Source organism: Roseovarius confluentis (assembly GCF_002917925.1).
Classification (GTDB): Bacteria; Pseudomonadota; Alphaproteobacteria; order Rhodobacterales; family Rhodobacteraceae; genus Roseovarius; species Roseovarius confluentis.
Window position 1 is genome coordinate 843,276 of sequence record NZ_PPFE01000001.1, and the last position, 15,759, is coordinate 859,034.

Sequence of the window (15,759 nt, forward strand, 5' to 3'; positions counted from 1 at the left end):
GGCGACACGAAAAAAAACGCGCGCAACGCCAATGCGTCACGCGCGTTCAAAATATCGGACGCCTCGCTTTACCCCGAGACGCGCACGCCAGGGCGCGGCAAGGCCGCCGCCCTCGCGGCGTGGGTCAGCTGGCGATCTCGACCAGTTCCACGTCGAAGGTCAGGTCCTTGCCCGCCAGCGGGTGGTTGGCGTCCAGCGTCACCTGCTCGTCGGTCACTTCGGCCACCATCACCTGAAGGGTCTGGCCCTGCGGCGTCTGGACCTGCAGTTGCGTGCCGATATCCAGCGGAATGTCGTCGGGAATGTCGGCGCGCGGCACCGCCTGCTTGGCGGCGGGGTCCAGCGGGCCATAGGCCTCGTCGGCGGGCACTTCCACTGTCTTCTTGTCGCCCACTTCCATGCCCGGAATGGCCTTTTCAAGCCCCGGAATGATCTGGCCCGAGCCCACCTCGAATTCCAGCGGGTCACGTCCCTCGCTGCTGTCGAAGGTCGTGCCGTCGGCCAGCGTGCCCTTGTAATGAACTTTTACCGTATCGCCGGATTTCACCTGCGTCATGTGGTTTCCAATCTGTTTGGGGGATGGGTTTCCAAGGCCGCGCCTCGCGCGGGTGCTTGCTTGTCTGGCCCAAAGCTAACCTGCCGTGGCGGCGATTGCAAACAGGGTTCCAACCCCGTTCCAGACGTGCCACTCTGCCCCGAACCACCCTGCACCCAAGGCCTGCAATGCCCATCACCACCTGCATCTTCGACGCCTACGGCACGCTTTTCGACGTGGCCGCCGCCGCCCGCACCGCCGCCAATGAGCCGGGGCGCGAGGCCTTCCGCGCCCATTGGCCCGCCATCGCCGAACACTGGCGCCTGAAACAGCTGCAATACACCTGGCTGCGCGCCATCACCGGCGATCACACCGATTTCTGGACCGTCACCCGGGACGGGCTCGACTGGGCGCTCGAAGCCGAGGGCCTGGCGGACGACACCGACCTGCGCGAACGCCTCCTGCAACTCTACTGGGAGCTTGAGGCCTACCCCGAGGTCCCCGCCATGCTGCACGCCCTCAAGGACAACGGCATGAACACCGCCATCCTGTCGAACGGCTCGCCCGACATGCTGGACGGCGCGGTGAAATCGGCGGGCATCGGCGACGTGCTCGATGACGTGCTCTCGGTCGAAAGCGTCGGCGTCTTCAAACCCCACGCCAGCGTTTACGACCTCGTGGGCGACCGCTTCGGCTGCGCCAAGTCCGAGGTGCTCTTCGTCTCCTCCAACGGCTGGGACGCGGCAGCGGCTGCCGGCTACGGCTTCACCACCGCCTGGGTCAACCGCGCCGGCGCCCCGATGGACCGCCTGCCCGCCACCCCGGGCCATGTCCTGACGGACCTGACCGGCATCCCGGAGCTTGCCAGGTAATGCCGCACTTCACCACCTCCGACGGCCTCTCGCTGCACTACACCGACGAGGGAACCGGCACGCCCATCCTCTGCCTTGCCGGTCTCACCCGCAACGTCACCGATTTCACGTACCTCGTGCCGCACCTTTCAGATCACCGCGTCATCCGCCTCGACTATCGCGGGCGCGGCCTGTCGGAATACGCCGAGGATTACATGACCTACAACATCCTGCGCGAAGGCCAGGATGCCATCGAACTCATTGACCACCTCGGGATCGAGAAAACCATCCTCATCGGCACCTCGCGCGGCGGCCTCATCGCCATGGCGCTCTCGCACAGCCACCCCGACCGCCTTGCCGGCGTGGTGCTGAACGATATCGGGCCGGAAGTGGCCCCCATCGGCATCGAACGCATCATGGATTACGTTGGCAAGACGCCGCCCTTCGACACTCTCGACGCCGCCGCCGACGCGCTGGCCGCAGGCCATGCACGGGACTTCCCCGACATCCCCCTCTCCCGCTGGCGCGAACAGGCCGAGTTCATGTGGCAGGACGCCCCCTCGGGCGGCATCACCCTGCGCTACGACCCCCGCCTGCGCGACGCGCTGGTCGGACAGGCTGGCGCGGGCGAGACCGTGGACCTCTGGGCACTCTTCGACGGGCTGAAACCCATCCCCACCGCCTCGATCCGGGGCGAGAACTCCGACCTTTTCACCGCCGAGACCCAGGCGCAGATGCAGACGCGCCACCCCGACATGATCACCACCGTGGTGCCAGATCGCGGCCACGTCCCGTTCCTTGACGAGCCACAATCGCTCGCCGCCATCCGCCAACTGCTGGATATCGCGCGATGACCGACATCACCCTCATCCGCGCCGCCGCCGAGCGGCTGAAGGGCCACGTCCGCCGCACGCCGCTGCTGTCGTCGCCCTTCCTCGACGAGATCGCGGGCCGCCGCATCCTCGTCAAACCCGAGTGCCTGCAACACACCGGCAGCTTCAAGTATCGCGGCGGCCGCTCCGCCGTCTCGGCGCTCGATCCCGAGACCCGCGCCCGCGGCGTCATCGCCTTTTCCTCCGGCAATCACGCCCAGGGCGTGGCCCTCGCCGCCCGCCAGATGAGCGCCCCCGCCGTCATCATCATGCCCGCCGACGCGCCACAGCTGAAGATCGCCAACACCCGTGCCCTCGGCGCCGAGGTCGTCCTCTACGACCGCGCAAACGGCGAAAGCCGCGAGGAGCTGGGCGAGAAACTCCAGGCCGAGAGGGGCCTCACCCTCATCCGCCCCTATGACGAACCACAGGTCATCGCGGGGCAAGGCACCTGCGGCTTGGAAATCGCGGAACAGGCGGGGGACCTTGGCATTCATGAGGCCGAAATGCTGGTCTGCTGTGGCGGCGGCGGCTTCACCTCCGGCATCGCGCTGGCGCTCGAGGCCGACGCGCCCGGCTTCACCGTCCGCCCGGTGGAACCCGAGGGCTTCGACGACGTCACCCGCTCGCTCGCCTCGGGGCAGATCGAAACCAACGCGGCCGTCAGCGGCAATATCTGCGACGCCATCCTCACCCCCGCCCCGGGCCAGATCACCTTCCCGATCCTCAAACGCCTCGTCGGCCCCGGCATCACGGTCTCCGAGGACGACTGCCTGCGCACCATGGCCCACGCCTTCCAGCGCCTGAAACTGGTTGCCGAACCCGGCGGCGCCGCCGCGCTGGCCGCCGCCCTTTTCCACGGCGACCAGCTCAATGCCGACACGGTCATCGCCACCATCTCGGGCGGCAATGTCGACGCGCCCATGTTCGCGCGGGCCTTGCAAACTCTCGGAGGCACCTCATGAGACGTATCGAAGGAGACCTGATCGCCCTCGCCAGATCCGGACAGTTCGATGTGCTGGTTCATGGCTGCAACTGCTTCCACACCATGGGCGCGGGCATCGCCCGCATCATCGCCATGGAATTCCCCGCCGCCGCGCAGGCTGATATGGCCACCTCCAAAGGCGACCGCGCCAAGCTGGGCACCATCTCTCACGCCACGGTCGATTGCGACGGCCACAGCCTGACCATCGTCAACGCCTACACCCAGTTCGATCACAGCGGGCACGGCCAAAAGGTCGACTATGACGCGCTGCAATCCGCGTTCGAGGCCGTTGCGACAGAGTTCCCCGAGGCCCGCATCGGTTACCCGCTGATCGGCGCTGGACTCGCGGGCGGCGACTGGGACGAGATCGCGCCGCGTATCGACGCCGCGCTCGACGAGATGAACCACGCCCTCGTGGTCCTGCCCGACGCGGGACGCTAGGCAAATGCCGCGCCCGTCGCGCACCCGGAATTTGCGAAAATTCCGGGAAGGAAAATGCGCATTTTCTATCCCGTTTTCCGCGCGGAAAACGCCCTCGGCCCAACCCGAAGCACCATCAGAAGGCCCGTCATGACCGACTTCACCATCGCCAGCTTCAACGTCAAGAACCTCATAGGCCCCGACCAGGAATATTACGAATTCCAGTCCTACACCCCTGAAGAATACGCCTGGAAACTCGACTGGATGGCCGACCAGGTCCTGACGCTCGACGCCGACGTGGTCTGCTTCCAGGAAATCTTTGAGAAAGACGCCCTGCACGCCGTCATCGACGAGGCGTCCATCCGCGCCCGCGCCCTCAACGACGCGGCCATTCCCGACCGCTCAAAACGCTATCACCGTAAGGCGATCTTCCGCAAACTGGCCGTCACGCCCTATGACAACGCCACGCTGGCCTTTGCCCCCAACACCGCCGACACCGGCGCGCCCGGCAAACACCGCCCCGGCGTCGCGATCCTGTCGCGGCTCGGCTTTCAGGGCACGCCCGAGATCATCCAGGACCTCGAAGAACCGCTCTCGATCCCCTTCCAGCCCCTGCGCGGCATGGAGGGCGCCCAAGACGCCGGGCATTACGTGCTGCGCCGCCTCTCGCGCCCCGTCATCAAGGCCCGCATCCCGGTGGGCGGACAGGTCGTCACCGTCTTCAACTGCCACCTGAAATCCAAGCTGGGCGAATACATCAAGCCCGAAGGCGCCGACTATGCCCCCGAAGAGGACCTCACCCATTACGATCCCATCGGCCGCGCCATGGGCGCGCTGCGCGCCACGGTCCGCCGCATGGCCGAGGCGTGGGTGCTGCGCCGCGAGGTCGTGCGCGAGATCGAATCCGGCCACCCGGTCATGGTGCTGGGCGATTTCAACGACGGCGAACATGCCGTCTCGTCCGAGATCATCACCGGCGAGGCGCCCTTCAAGAACTATTCGTGGATGCTGCGCCACGACGCGCAAAACCGCTCCGACCGCTATTCCGACGAGGAAAACCGCCAGATCACCGAGGACGTGGAGCGGGTGCGGCTCCACTCGGCGGAAAAGATGTTCGTGCGCAAGTCCCTGCGCGACATGGTCTACACCTCGGCCTTCGGTGGCGTCTACGAGAGTATCGACCAGATCTTCATGTCCCGCCACTTCCACCCCGACAATCCCGACCGGACCGGCGACATGACCTATTTCAGCGTCTTCAACGACCATCTCACCGACGGCTCGCACCCCGAGGCGCCCTATAACAAGCTGGCCTCCGACCACGGCCAGATCATGGCGCATATGCGCATGAAAGGCTGACACTATCGGCGTGAAGCTCGCTTCGGGCCATTGGTCCGCTCTCGCCTTAGACCTCGTCCCGCACGAACTGGCGAACGTATCGCACTGATTCGGCGCCCCCCTTTCACGCGCGTGGCCGTGCATTATGCGGCCATCCGGAATGACTGGCGACGGCCCCTCATTTGGGCTTCGCGAGAAAGTCTTCGGGTCCAACTGCTTACCCGCCGAAGCTGCGACGTCTGACCGAATAACAACTAGAAATATAAAGATCTGTTGACATGACCCATGGCCACGAGTCATTTATAAGGGATTAAACGACCGCCTTTTTGGCAATGATTTTTTGATTTCAAGTTCGCAGTTTTCTGGTCAAAGCACATTATTCAAAGGAAATTTTCCATGCCCAAGGATCGTGCAGAATCCACCTATCGCGTCCGTGTCGAAGCCGCCGAACTGGCCAGGCACCGAAACCATCCCGAACATCGCGCCAACCCGGACGAGGCCCGCTACGGCGCCGCCTGCTATCCGATGAGCTTCACCAAGGGGCTCGATCACGACAACACGACCGGGCTCGTCGCCGACACCGGCGACTTCGAGGCGTTCCGCAAGGCCATCGACAACGGCTTCTGCGAACCTTTCACCACTCGGGTGCCCGTCCCGCGCGGCCCCGACACGGACGGCAACACCAATCCGCAGCGTCGCTTCTGGGAGGCACCGACCGCCGGCCTTGTCCACGACCTGCAAGGACCGGATTCGCAGGCCGTCACGATGCCCCCCGCGCCCGAACTCTGCTCGGACGAACTGGCCTTCGAGATGGCCGAGGTCTACGAGCTTGCCATCCTCCGCGACGTGCCGTTCACCGCGTTCGAGGAAGGCTCGGGCAATGCCGCCGTGGGCGGCTCTGCCAACCGGCTGAACAACCTCGCCTATGCGGCCGATGGCTTTCCCGGTCGCCCGCGCAAGACCGACGACGCCGGCAATTTGTCGACCGGCACCGTCTTTCGCGGCTCCTCCCCCGGCGTGCTGAACGGCCCCTACCTGTCGCAATTCCTGCTGATCGGCTCCTCGCCCGGTGCGAAAAAGCCCGAACAGGGCCTCATCGAGTACGGCGCCCAGCTTGTCGACCAGACGGTGCCCGTGGCGAAAGAGGGCGACGACTACATGACCACCTGGAACAAGTGGCTGGACGTGCAGCGCGGCTATGGCGGCACCGGCATCCAGGACTTTTCGCTGGATCAGCGCCGCTTCATCTGCACGCCGCGCGACCTGGCGACCTATGTCCACTTCGACGCGCTCTACCAGGCCTACCTGAACGCCACGCTGCTGCTTCTGGCCCAAAAGGCGCCCTTCGATCCGGCCTTCGACCTGTTGTCAGGCCCGCCGGGCGACCGGCTGATGACCGACGCCGCGACCGGCACCAAGGTGCCTTACAACGCCGGCGGCTTCGCGCTCTGGGGCGGCCCTCACATCCTCAGCCTCGTGACCGAGGTCGCCACGCGAGGTCTCAAGGCCGTGCGCTACCAGAAGTTCAACGTCCACCTGCGGCTCCGCCCCGAGGCGCTGGCGGGCCGGCTCGCCCGTGCCGATGAGATCGAAAAGCGTTTCCCGCAGATCTGCGGCTGCTTCACCGACATGCGTGACGCGCTGAACGAAACCCTGACCGCGCTCGACAACCACCCGACCAGCGGCAACGGCGCCGATGCGGCGCTGCTCCCAATGGCATTCGGCGAGGGATCCCCCATGCACCCGACCTACGGTGCGGGCCATGCCACCGTCGCCGGGGCCTGCGTGACCATGATCAAGGCGTTCTACGACACCTCCACGGTCTTCGTCCGCATCACGAACCCGAAAGACGAAACCGACTGTGATGCAGGCTTCTACGACAAGGCCGCGATCCATGACGCCCTCTGCGCCGGCAAGGTGGTCGAGGCCGGCGCCTATCACTGCGAGATGTTGACCAAGGAGGAACAGAAGAAGGCCGAGCATTGCAAGAAGGACTGTGTCGTTCACCTGCCGATGTCCAAGCTCGTCTTCAAGCCATGCGGCACCTACAAGCTGGTCAAGAAGAACACGAAGAAGAAAATCGCGGAACATGTCGTGCTGCACCCTGTCGACAAGAAGACCCCGTGCTGCCCGCTCACGCTCGAGGGCGAGTTGAACAAGCTCGCCGCCAACATCTCGATCGGGCGCAACATGGCCGGGGTCCACTACTTCTCGGACTATTACGACAGCCTGCGCATGGGCGAGCAGATCGCCATCGGCATCCTCGAAGAGCAGGCTCTTTGCTATCCGGCGGACGACTTTGTCATGTCTGTCCCCACGTTCGACGGTAAGATCCGCCGGATTGGGCGCAAATAGCGTCCGCCCCAAGCAGCGGCCCGGGTGCTCTCCCTGCCCGGGCCGTTCGCGATGGACAAGGCCGGCATGTTGTGGCTCTCTGCGCCAATGCCGCATGTTCATCTCAACGATATATCCATCCACTACCTTGACGAGGGCGACGCGGGCGGCGCCCCTGTCGTCTTCGCCAATTCGCTGGGCACCGACCTGCATCTGTGGGACGCGATCCTGCCCCACCTGCCCGCCGGTCTACGCCTCATCCGCTATGACAAGCGCGGCCACGGCCAGACCAGCGTGCCGCCCGCGCCCTACGCCATGGGCACGCTCGTCCGCGACGCCGAGGCGCTGCTGGACCATTTGAACGTCCGCGACTGCGCCTTCGTCGGCCTCTCCATCGGCGGGCTGATCGCGCAGGGGCTGGCGGTCAAACGCCTCGACCTCGTCCGCTGCATGGTCTTGTCCAACACCGCGGCCAAGATCGGCAACCACCAGCTCTGGCAGGACCGTATCGATGCCGTCCGGTCCGGCGGGATCGAGGCGTTGGCCGATGCCACCATGGAACGCTGGTTCTCCCGCGACTTCCTCGCGACACCCGACTTGCAAACCTGGCGCGACATGCTGACCAGCCAGCCGGATGAGGGCTATATCGGCTGTTCGGCGGCCATCTCCGGCACCGATTTCTACACCCCCACCAGCGGCCTGCGCCTGCCCACGCTGGGCATCGCCGGCTCCGAGGACGGCGCCACCCCGCCCGACCTGGTGCGCGAAACGGTGGACCTGATCCCCGGCTCCGAATTCCACCTGATGCGCCGCTCCGGCCACCTGCCCTGCGTCGAGGCGCCCGACGCCTATGCCGCACGTCTGACGCAGTTCCTGACTGACACAGGCCATATCTGAGCCGGCCACACACACCGCGCCCTTCCCGCCATGACCGGCCCCGGCTACAGTCGAACGCAAAGACCCAGACCGGAGCCTTCATGTCGTCGCGCCTGCCCACCGCGTTCATTCTGATCACCGTCGTGATAGACGCCATGGGCATCGGGATCATCATCCCCGTGATGCCCGAGCTGATCATGGATATCGACGGCGGCACGCTTGCCTCGGCGGCGGTCTGGGGCGGGGTGCTGACCTCGCTGTTCGCGGTGATGCAGTTCCTCTTCGGACCCATGGTGGGCAACCTCAGCGACCGCTTCGGGCGACGGCCCATCCTGCTGGGCTCGCTGCTGATCCTTGCACTCGACTACATGGTGATGGCCGTGGCCCACGCCATGTGGCTGCTTGTTCTCGGGCGCCTCGTCGGCGGCATGATGGCCGCCACGCAATCCACGGCGGCGGCCTTCATGGCCGACACCTCGCCGCCGGAAAAACGCGGCGCGGGCTTTGGCCTGGTGTCGGCGGCCTTCGGCATGGGCTTCGTGCTCGGCCCCGTGATCGGCGGTTTCCTGGGCGATCTCGGCCCCCGCGCGCCCTTCTATGCCGCCGCAACGCTGGCCTTCGCCAACTTCCTCTTCGGCTTGGCGGTGCTGCCCGAGACCATCACGCCCGACCGCGCCCGCCCCTTCGTCTGGGCCCGCGCCAACCCCTTCGGCGCGCTGAAACAGATCCGCGCCCTGCCCGGCCTCGGGCGCCTGCTGGTCGTGCTGCTGCTCTATCAACTGGCGTTCAACGTCTACCCCGCCGTCTGGTCCTATTTCACCACCGCCGCCTTCGGCTGGGACCCGTCGATGATCGGCCTTTCGCTCGGCATCTTCGGCATCTCGATCTTCGCCGTGCAGGCGGGGCTGATCGGCCTCACCATCTCGCGGCTGGGCGAGGCCGGGACCGTGGTGCTGGCCCTCGGCTTCGCGATCGTCAGCTTCGCCGTTCTGGGCGTCATCTCCAATGGCTGGCTGGCACTCGCCCTCACGCCCATCTCGGCGCTGGCCGCAATGTGCGTGCCCGCGCTGCAGGCCATCATGTCCCGCCGCACGCCACACGATGCCCAGGGCGAGCTTCAGGGCATCTTCACCTCCGTCGGCGCGCTGGCCATGATCATCTCGCCGCTGATGATGACCAACATCTTCGCCGCCTTCACGAGCCCCGATGCATCTTTCCGTCTACCCGGCGCCCCCTTCCTCGCCGCGCTTCTGCTGGTGGCCCTTGGCCTCGTCCTCTTTCTCACCCGCAGGCGCCACGTATCCGCCGATTACGCCGCGACAGGTCGCAATCGGCCTTGAAACCGCTTGGAAAAACCGATCAGGCTGGCGGTTAACGAACTCCGGGAGGGACCATGAAAACCATCAAAGCCGCCGTGTGCCACGAATTCGGCACCCCCCTCGTGGTCGAGGACGTGCGCCTGCGCGCCCCCGAACAGAACGAAGTCGAGGTCGCGCTGGAAACCGTGGCGATCTGCCATTCCGACATTTCCTATGCCGACGGCGCATGGGGCGGGTCGCTTCCGGCGGTCTATGGCCACGAGGCCGCAGGCCGCATCTCGGCCTTGGGCGACGGCGTGACCGGCCTTGCCGTGGGCGACCCGGTGGTTGTCACGCTCATCCGCGCCTGCGGCCAATGCCCCAGCTGCGGCGCGGGCCGGCCCACGGGCTGCGAAACGCCCTTCGATGGCGATCACGGCGCGCTGTCGACAGCGGATGGCGGCAAGTTGCACCAGGCCATGGCCTGCGGCGCCTTTGCCACCGACGTGGTCGTGCACCACTCCCAGGTCGTGAAGATCCCCGAAGGCATGGCGATGGACGCGGCCTCGCTTCTGGCCTGCGGCGTCGTCACCGGCGTCGGCGCGGTGGTCAACGCGGCCCAGCTTCGGGCCGGACAGGACGTGGTGGTGATCGGCGCGGGCGGCGTCGGCCTCAATGCCATCCAGGGCGCGCGCATCGCCGGCGCCCGCCGCATCGTCGCCGTCGACATGACCGAGGACAAACTGGCCGACGCGAAAGCCTTCGGCGCCACCGACGGCGTGCTGGCCTCCCAGGACAAACCATGGCGCGCCGCCAAGGCGGCGATGGGCCGTGGCGCCGACGCCGTACTGGTCACCGTGGGCGCCGCCCGCGCCTATGACGAGGCGCCCCGCTACATCGCGGGCGGCGGAAAGGTCATCATGGTCGGCATGCCTGCCACGGGGGCCCAATCGACTTACGAGGCCGCCAACTTCGCCGCCGCCGGGCAGAGCATGGTCGGCTCGAAAATGGGTGACGTGGTGATCCGCCGCGACATCCCCTGGATGATCGACCTCTACGGCCAGGGCCGGCTGAAACTGGACGAACTCATCTCCAACCGCTGGACCCTCGACCAGATCAACGACGCCATCGCGGACACCAAGACCGGCAATGCCCGGCGCAACGTCATCATGCTGCGATAGGCCGCCACCGGGCGCGGCATTTTCCGGCGACCGTCATACGGTCTGTTAAAAAATGAGTCCGCCCGACGCGCACCGTCGCGACACCACCCGGATACCGACGCGATACCGACACGGATTTCGGCTTTTCGACGCCGTTAACCCTTTGCCCGAATCGTACCGATTTCCGGCTTGCCCCGTCGCGCCTCTCGGGCCACCGTGACACCGACAGCAGGGAGACCTTCATGAAACTCAAGGACCTCGACATCCTCGTCACTTCGCCCCCCGCGCCGGGTTGGGGCGGGCAGTACTGGATCCTGGTGAAACTGACCACGGATAACGGTATCATCGGCTGGGGCGAATGCTATGCCAGCAGCGTCGGCCCCGACGCCATGACCGCCGTCATCACCGACGTATTCACGCGGCACATGCAAGGCCAAAGCCCTGAAAACGTTGAATTCATGTTCCGCCGCGCCTATTCCTCGGGCTTCACCCAGCGCCCCGACCTGACCGTCATGGGTGCCTTTTCCGGGCTGGAAATCGCCTGCTGGGACATCCTCGGCAAGGCCCGCGAACGGCCGGTCTGGGCCCTGCTTGGCGGGCGGATGAACGACCGCATCCGCGCCTATACCTATCTCTACCCCCTGCCCGATCACGACATCACCCCGTTCTGGACCTCGCCCGACATGGCCGCCGAGTCGGCGCTCGACCTGCTAAGCCGCGGATATACCGCGGTAAAATTCGACCCCGCCGGCCCCTACACCATGCGCGGCGGTCACATGCCCGCCGGCACCGACATCTCGCTCTCGGCCGCCTTCTGCAAGGCCATCCGCGAGGCCGTGGGCGACCGCGCCGACCTTCTCTTCGGCACGCATGGCCAGTTCACCACGGCGGGCGCCATCCGCCTTGCCAAGGCGATCGAGCCCTATGATCCGCTCTGGTACGAGGAGCCGGTTCCCCCTGATAACGTTGGGGAAATGGCGAAAGTGGCCGCGGCCACGTCGATCCCCGTCGCAACCGGCGAGCGCCTGACCACCAAGGCCGAATTCGCGCCTGTCCTGCGCTCCGGCGCGGCGTCGATCCTGCAACCGGCGCTCGGTCGCGCGGGCGGGATCTGGGAGGTCAAGAAGATCGCCGCCATGGCCGAAGTCTACAACGCGCAAATGGCCCCGCATCTGTATGCCGGGCCGGTGGAATGGGCGGCGAACATCCATCTCACGGCCTCGATCCCCAATATCCTCATGGCCGAAACCATCGAAACGGAGTTCCATAACCGCTTGATCAAGAATACAATTCAGATCGAGGACGGCTTCATCATCCCGCCCGAAACCCCCGGGCTGGGGATCGATGTGGACGAGGATCTCGCCCGCGCGCATCCCTTCACAGGCGACGGTCTGCACCTGCAAATGCAGGACGCGCCCTGCGATTACGTGAATGGCAATTCCTTCGCCGGGGGGGCTCCGATCAAGGCCGAGTGAGAACCCGTCGCGGCGCTTTAAGACAAGCTTAACCGCTTCATGGTCTGATCGTGCTGGACATCCTTTGTGGGACCAAAACTCAGCAGCCGCCGGACTGCACCAGGCCGTAGCCATAGTGCGAGTCCCGCCCACCGGGACCCAAATCCTTCGCCGTGCTGCGCAGGTACGCCCGTGCGCCGTTCAGCGACAGCCCCCCGCGCGACGCCCGCCGCGCCAGGATCGCGGTCACCACGGGCGCCGCAAAGGACGTGCCCGAGCGATAGCTGCCGCCGTTGCCCCAGGCCACGTAAAGGTCCACGCCGGGAGCCGCGAACTCGATATGCTTGCCGTAATTGGCCCGGCCATAGAGCCGCCCGCCCGCATCCACCGCCGTCACCGCGATGGTGCTGGGCGAGGCCGCAGGATAGACCGGCGCACCGGATCTGTCATTGCCCGCGGCGGCCACGATCACCACGCCCTTGTTCTGCGCCAGCCCCAGCAACTTGGCGAACACCTGGTTGCTGGCCCCGGCAAAGGACATGTTGACCAGCCGCACCCCACTGCCCACCACCCAGTCGAGCCCGGCCGCCACGGCCTCCAACCGGCCGCCGTCACTGCTTTTTTCCAGCCCGAACGCCTCGGCGGCATAGACCTGCACACCCGGCGCCAGGCCGGCCAGCGGCCCGGCCCCGCTGGAGCCCGCGATCAGGCCCGAAACGGCGGTGCCATGGCTGGCCCCGGTGCGGCGCGCGCCCTCGCGCAGAAAGCTCTGGCGCACGATCCGCACCCCGCCAAAGGCCGGATGGCCCGCATTGACCGCACCGTCGATCACGCCCACGCGGATGCTACGCCCCACGCGGCAGCTCTGACCCGGCGCGTCGCCCACCATCAGCGCGTGGTAAACGCGCGGACCGGCAGAGCGGAAATAGATCTTGTGCAGGTCCAGCACCGCCGACGGCGTGCGGCCGGCCAACAGCGCCCGCCCCTGTGCCAGGGTCAAGGTGCGCGGGAAGGAAAAGAAATACATCTGCTGACCGAATTGCGGCAAGGGGCGTTCGCGCAACAACGTGGCGCCAGAGGTGACCAAGGCCTGCACCGCGCCCGCGGCCTGCGCCCGGTTGACCAGCAACACGTATTCCGGCGAGCCGTCGGCGGTCGCAACCTCGTCGCCTGCCGCCCGGCGCAGCCCACCGCTCGGTTTTTTACGCGGGTTGTTGCCTGCGTCCCCGCCCCGTCCGCCGGCGCCCTGCTGGACCTCGACGAGACCGGGAAGACCGCAGGTCCCGGCGCAGCCGGGCGCGGCCACGGCCACCGCCGCTCGCGCCTCCTGCGGTATCGTTGCCAGCGTCAGGCACAGCGTTGCAAAGGCAAGAAAGAAGCGGAAAAAAGTCATGTCATTCAGCGCTTTCAACAATATCGTCGCGCGCCATCAATGCCGTCACAGCCTCGGCGCGCGCCGCGTCGTCAGGGGCGACCAGCGTGTAAAGCCCGATCGCCGACGGACCGTCCACGATTACCAGCCCCTGCTCCAGCAGAAGCGCCCGGATCTCCGCCTCCGCGGCATCCTCGGCAAAGGCCACACGGATCGTGAACTCCGCGCTTGCAGCCGGGCTTTCACCACCGGCCAGTTCAAAATCAGTTCCACCATCATACCCGATATACGCGGTTTGCGCCACAACCAGGCCGAACAAGACAACCGCCGCGATCTTCCAGAAGCTGCCGGGCGCTGTCGGCAGGTTCGCCGCCTCCGGCAGACCGGCCTGCGGCACGACCGGGCTGGCGGCCTCGGCGTCGATCTCACGCATCAGCCGGGCCAGGCCCATTTCACCGGGCGAGGACACCTCCTCGGCCTGCATCTCACGGCGCATGGCCTTCAGCGCCTCCAGCTGTCCGGCCAGCTGCGGATCGGCGGCCACGGCGGCCGCGACGGCAGCGCGCTCCTCGCCGTCCAACGTGTCATTCGCCAGAAAGACCAGCAGCGCCTCGATCTCGTCGCGCGAAAGTTCAGGGGTATCGCTCATGACCGGACCTCCTTCATGCGCGCCGACAGGCAATGCAGCAGCAGCTTCTTGGCGTGGAAAACCCGCGTCTTGATCGTGCCCTCGGGCACCTCGGCCACGGTGGCGATCTCGCCATAGGTCATGTCCTGGTAGAACGCCAGTTCCACCGCCGCGCGGTGCTGCGGCTTCAATTGGTCCATGCAATAGCGCAGATGCTCCGCCTCCTGCGCCGAGGCAAGGCAGGTCGCCGCATCGGGGCTGTCATCGACGCGCTCGTCGATCTCGTCGGTCAGGTCGACCCGTTTGTGTTTGCGAAAATGATCCATCGTTTTCCTGTAGGCTATGCCGAATACCCATGTTTTCACCGTCGACCTTCCCTCGAAGCGCCCTGCCGAGCGCCAGATGTCCATGAAGACGTCATGCTGTATGTCGGCCGCCTCGTGCGGATCGTTCATTTTCGAGACGATGAACCGGAAAACCGGCTTTTCCAGTTCCTTGTAGAAGGCGGCAAAGGCGGTCCGGTCGCCGTCGGCCATTCGCCTCAGAAGATCTGCCAGGTCCTTGTTCTGCATGCTGCACCGTCGCTTGCCCCTGCGCGCCGTCGCAGGCGCCACCCGCCACAGGATGCAATGGGATCGCCCACACGGTCAAAGCCTAACATGCGAATTGTGCTCGACCGGCGTTCTCGATGCCCGGCCAACGGGCGCGATCAGGGCAGTTGACCCAGCCACAGCCAGACCGTGAGGATCGACAGCGCGGTCGCCACCAGCACGGTCGTCGCCGCAACGCGCATCACGCGGCCATACATGCTCGCGAAAATATAGACGTTGATCCCCGGCGCCATCGCCGCTGTCAGAACCGCAGACCGCGTCGCGTCCACAGACAGGTCAAAGGCCAGCCCCACGACCCGTGTAACCAACGGGTGCACCACGAGCGAGATCAGGCACAGGTAGAGAACCAGCCGCAAGTCGCCTTCGGGGCGATAGCTCGCCAGCACCCCGCCGACTCCGAACAGCGCAGCCGGAAGCGCCGCGCGGACCAGAAGGTCCAGCGCGTCGTCCACCGTGCCCGGCAACGGCAGTCCACTGAGATTCACGGCAAAGCCCAGAAGAATGCCCAGGATCAGCGTATTGGAAAACATCGCCTTCAACACGCGCATCACGAGGCCCGAGCCCGCCAGCCCCTTGGCGCGGACAATCTCCATCGCCGTGATCCCGATGCCATAACAAATGGGCGAATGCAGCGCGATAATGGCATAGTTGGCCTCCAGCGCGTCCGGCCCGTAGGCGCGTTCGGTCAGAGGCAGCCCCAGCAGAAGCGAGTTGGAAAAGAGGCCGCAAAAGCCGATGGCCACGCAGTCCTCCCAAGGGCGCCCGAACAGGAACCGCCCGCCCAGCATGCCCAGTCCAAAGCCCGACACGGCCCCCGCATAGAAGCTCAGCAGCACACGCCATTCGAAGTATTGACCAAGGTCCAGCCGCGAGATGGCCACGAACAGCAGGCAGGGAACCGCGAAGCTCTGGACAAAGGTCATCAGCCCGTCAACGCCGCTCTGGCTGAACCATCCGCGCCAGACCGACACGTAGCCGAAGCCGATAATAATGAAGACCGGCAGGATAATGTCCAGCAGAGCCTGCAC

General features: G+C 65.9%; 15 protein-coding genes. 10 read left to right on the forward strand and 5 right to left on the reverse strand.

Annotation, left to right across the window (positions count from 1 at the left end; genetic code table 11):
• Window positions 1-124 precede the first annotated feature (124 nt).
• The gene (locus C2I35_RS04170; protein WP_103761713.1) at window positions 125-556 is read right to left on the reverse strand and encodes an FKBP-type peptidyl-prolyl cis-trans isomerase; all 432 of its coding nucleotides are present in this window, start codon (window positions 554-556) and stop codon (window positions 125-127) included.
• A 167-nt stretch (window positions 557-723) separates the two neighbouring features.
• Here C2I35_RS04170 and C2I35_RS04175 point away from each other — a divergent pair, with 167 nt between their 5' ends.
• The 10 genes from C2I35_RS04175 (at window position 724) to C2I35_RS04220 (ending at window position 12,141) form a co-directional block, all read left to right on the forward strand.
• Window positions 724-1,407, forward strand: coding sequence for a haloacid dehalogenase type II (locus C2I35_RS04175; RefSeq protein ID WP_103761714.1), 684 nt, complete (start codon window positions 724-726; stop codon window positions 1,405-1,407).
• Entirely contained in the window at window positions 1,407-2,240 is an 834-nt protein-coding gene (locus tag C2I35_RS04180; protein WP_103761715.1) for an alpha/beta fold hydrolase, read from the forward strand. The genes C2I35_RS04175 and C2I35_RS04180 overlap by 1 nt, the downstream gene beginning before the upstream one ends.
• Entirely contained in the window at window positions 2,237-3,223 is a 987-nt protein-coding gene (locus C2I35_RS04185; protein ID WP_103761716.1) for a threonine ammonia-lyase, read from the forward strand. The genes C2I35_RS04180 and C2I35_RS04185 overlap by 4 nt, the downstream gene beginning before the upstream one ends.
• The gene (locus tag C2I35_RS04190; protein WP_103761717.1) at window positions 3,220-3,684 is read left to right on the forward strand and encodes a macro domain-containing protein; all 465 of its coding nucleotides are present in this window, start codon (window positions 3,220-3,222) and stop codon (window positions 3,682-3,684) included. The genes C2I35_RS04185 and C2I35_RS04190 overlap by 4 nt, the downstream gene beginning before the upstream one ends.
• A gap of 129 nt (window positions 3,685-3,813) precedes the next feature.
• Entirely contained in the window at window positions 3,814-5,019 is a 1,206-nt protein-coding gene (locus C2I35_RS04195; RefSeq protein ID WP_103761914.1) for an endonuclease/exonuclease/phosphatase family protein, read from the forward strand.
• Between the two features lie 375 nt (window positions 5,020-5,394).
• Window positions 5,395-7,353 carry a phosphatase PAP2 family protein gene (locus C2I35_RS22290; protein WP_211286108.1) on the forward strand — a complete coding sequence of 653 codons (1,959 nt, stop codon included), beginning with the start codon at window positions 5,395-5,397 and terminating at the stop codon, window positions 7,351-7,353.
• An 87-nt stretch (window positions 7,354-7,440) separates the two neighbouring features.
• Entirely contained in the window at window positions 7,441-8,229 is a 789-nt protein-coding gene (gene pcaD / locus C2I35_RS04205) for a 3-oxoadipate enol-lactonase (RefSeq protein ID WP_103761915.1), read from the forward strand.
• An 80-nt stretch (window positions 8,230-8,309) separates the two neighbouring features.
• A complete protein-coding gene (locus C2I35_RS04210) occupies window positions 8,310-9,548 on the forward strand; it encodes a TCR/Tet family MFS transporter (RefSeq protein ID WP_103761718.1) in 1,239 nt (412 codons plus the stop codon).
• 53 nt (window positions 9,549-9,601) lie between these two features.
• Window positions 9,602-10,687: a zinc-binding dehydrogenase gene (locus C2I35_RS04215; RefSeq protein ID WP_103761719.1), complete on the forward strand. Its 1,086-nt coding sequence runs from the start codon at window positions 9,602-9,604 to the stop codon at window positions 10,685-10,687.
• A gap of 221 nt (window positions 10,688-10,908) precedes the next feature.
• The gene (locus tag C2I35_RS04220) at window positions 10,909-12,141 is read left to right on the forward strand and encodes a mandelate racemase/muconate lactonizing enzyme family protein (RefSeq protein WP_103761720.1); all 1,233 of its coding nucleotides are present in this window, start codon (window positions 10,909-10,911) and stop codon (window positions 12,139-12,141) included.
• A gap of 79 nt (window positions 12,142-12,220) precedes the next feature.
• On the opposite strand, the gene C2I35_RS04225 is transcribed toward C2I35_RS04220, so the two are convergent.
• The 4 genes from C2I35_RS04225 to C2I35_RS04240 form a co-directional block, all read right to left on the reverse strand.
• Window positions 12,221-13,513 (reverse strand): S8 family serine peptidase, encoded by a 1,293-nt coding sequence (locus C2I35_RS04225; RefSeq protein WP_103761721.1) that lies wholly within the window; start codon window positions 13,511-13,513, stop codon window positions 12,221-12,223.
• Window position 13,514: 1 nt separating this feature from the next.
• Window positions 13,515-14,141, reverse strand: a complete 627-nt coding sequence (locus tag C2I35_RS04230; RefSeq protein WP_103761722.1) for a hypothetical protein — start codon at window positions 14,139-14,141, stop codon at window positions 13,515-13,517.
• Window positions 14,138-14,692 (reverse strand): RNA polymerase sigma factor, encoded by a 555-nt coding sequence (locus C2I35_RS04235; RefSeq protein WP_103761723.1) that lies wholly within the window; start codon window positions 14,690-14,692, stop codon window positions 14,138-14,140. The genes C2I35_RS04230 and C2I35_RS04235 overlap by 4 nt, the downstream gene beginning before the upstream one ends.
• Window positions 14,693-14,829: 137 nt before the next feature.
• A complete protein-coding gene (locus C2I35_RS04240; protein ID WP_103761724.1) occupies window positions 14,830-15,759 on the reverse strand; it encodes an AEC family transporter in 930 nt (309 codons plus the stop codon).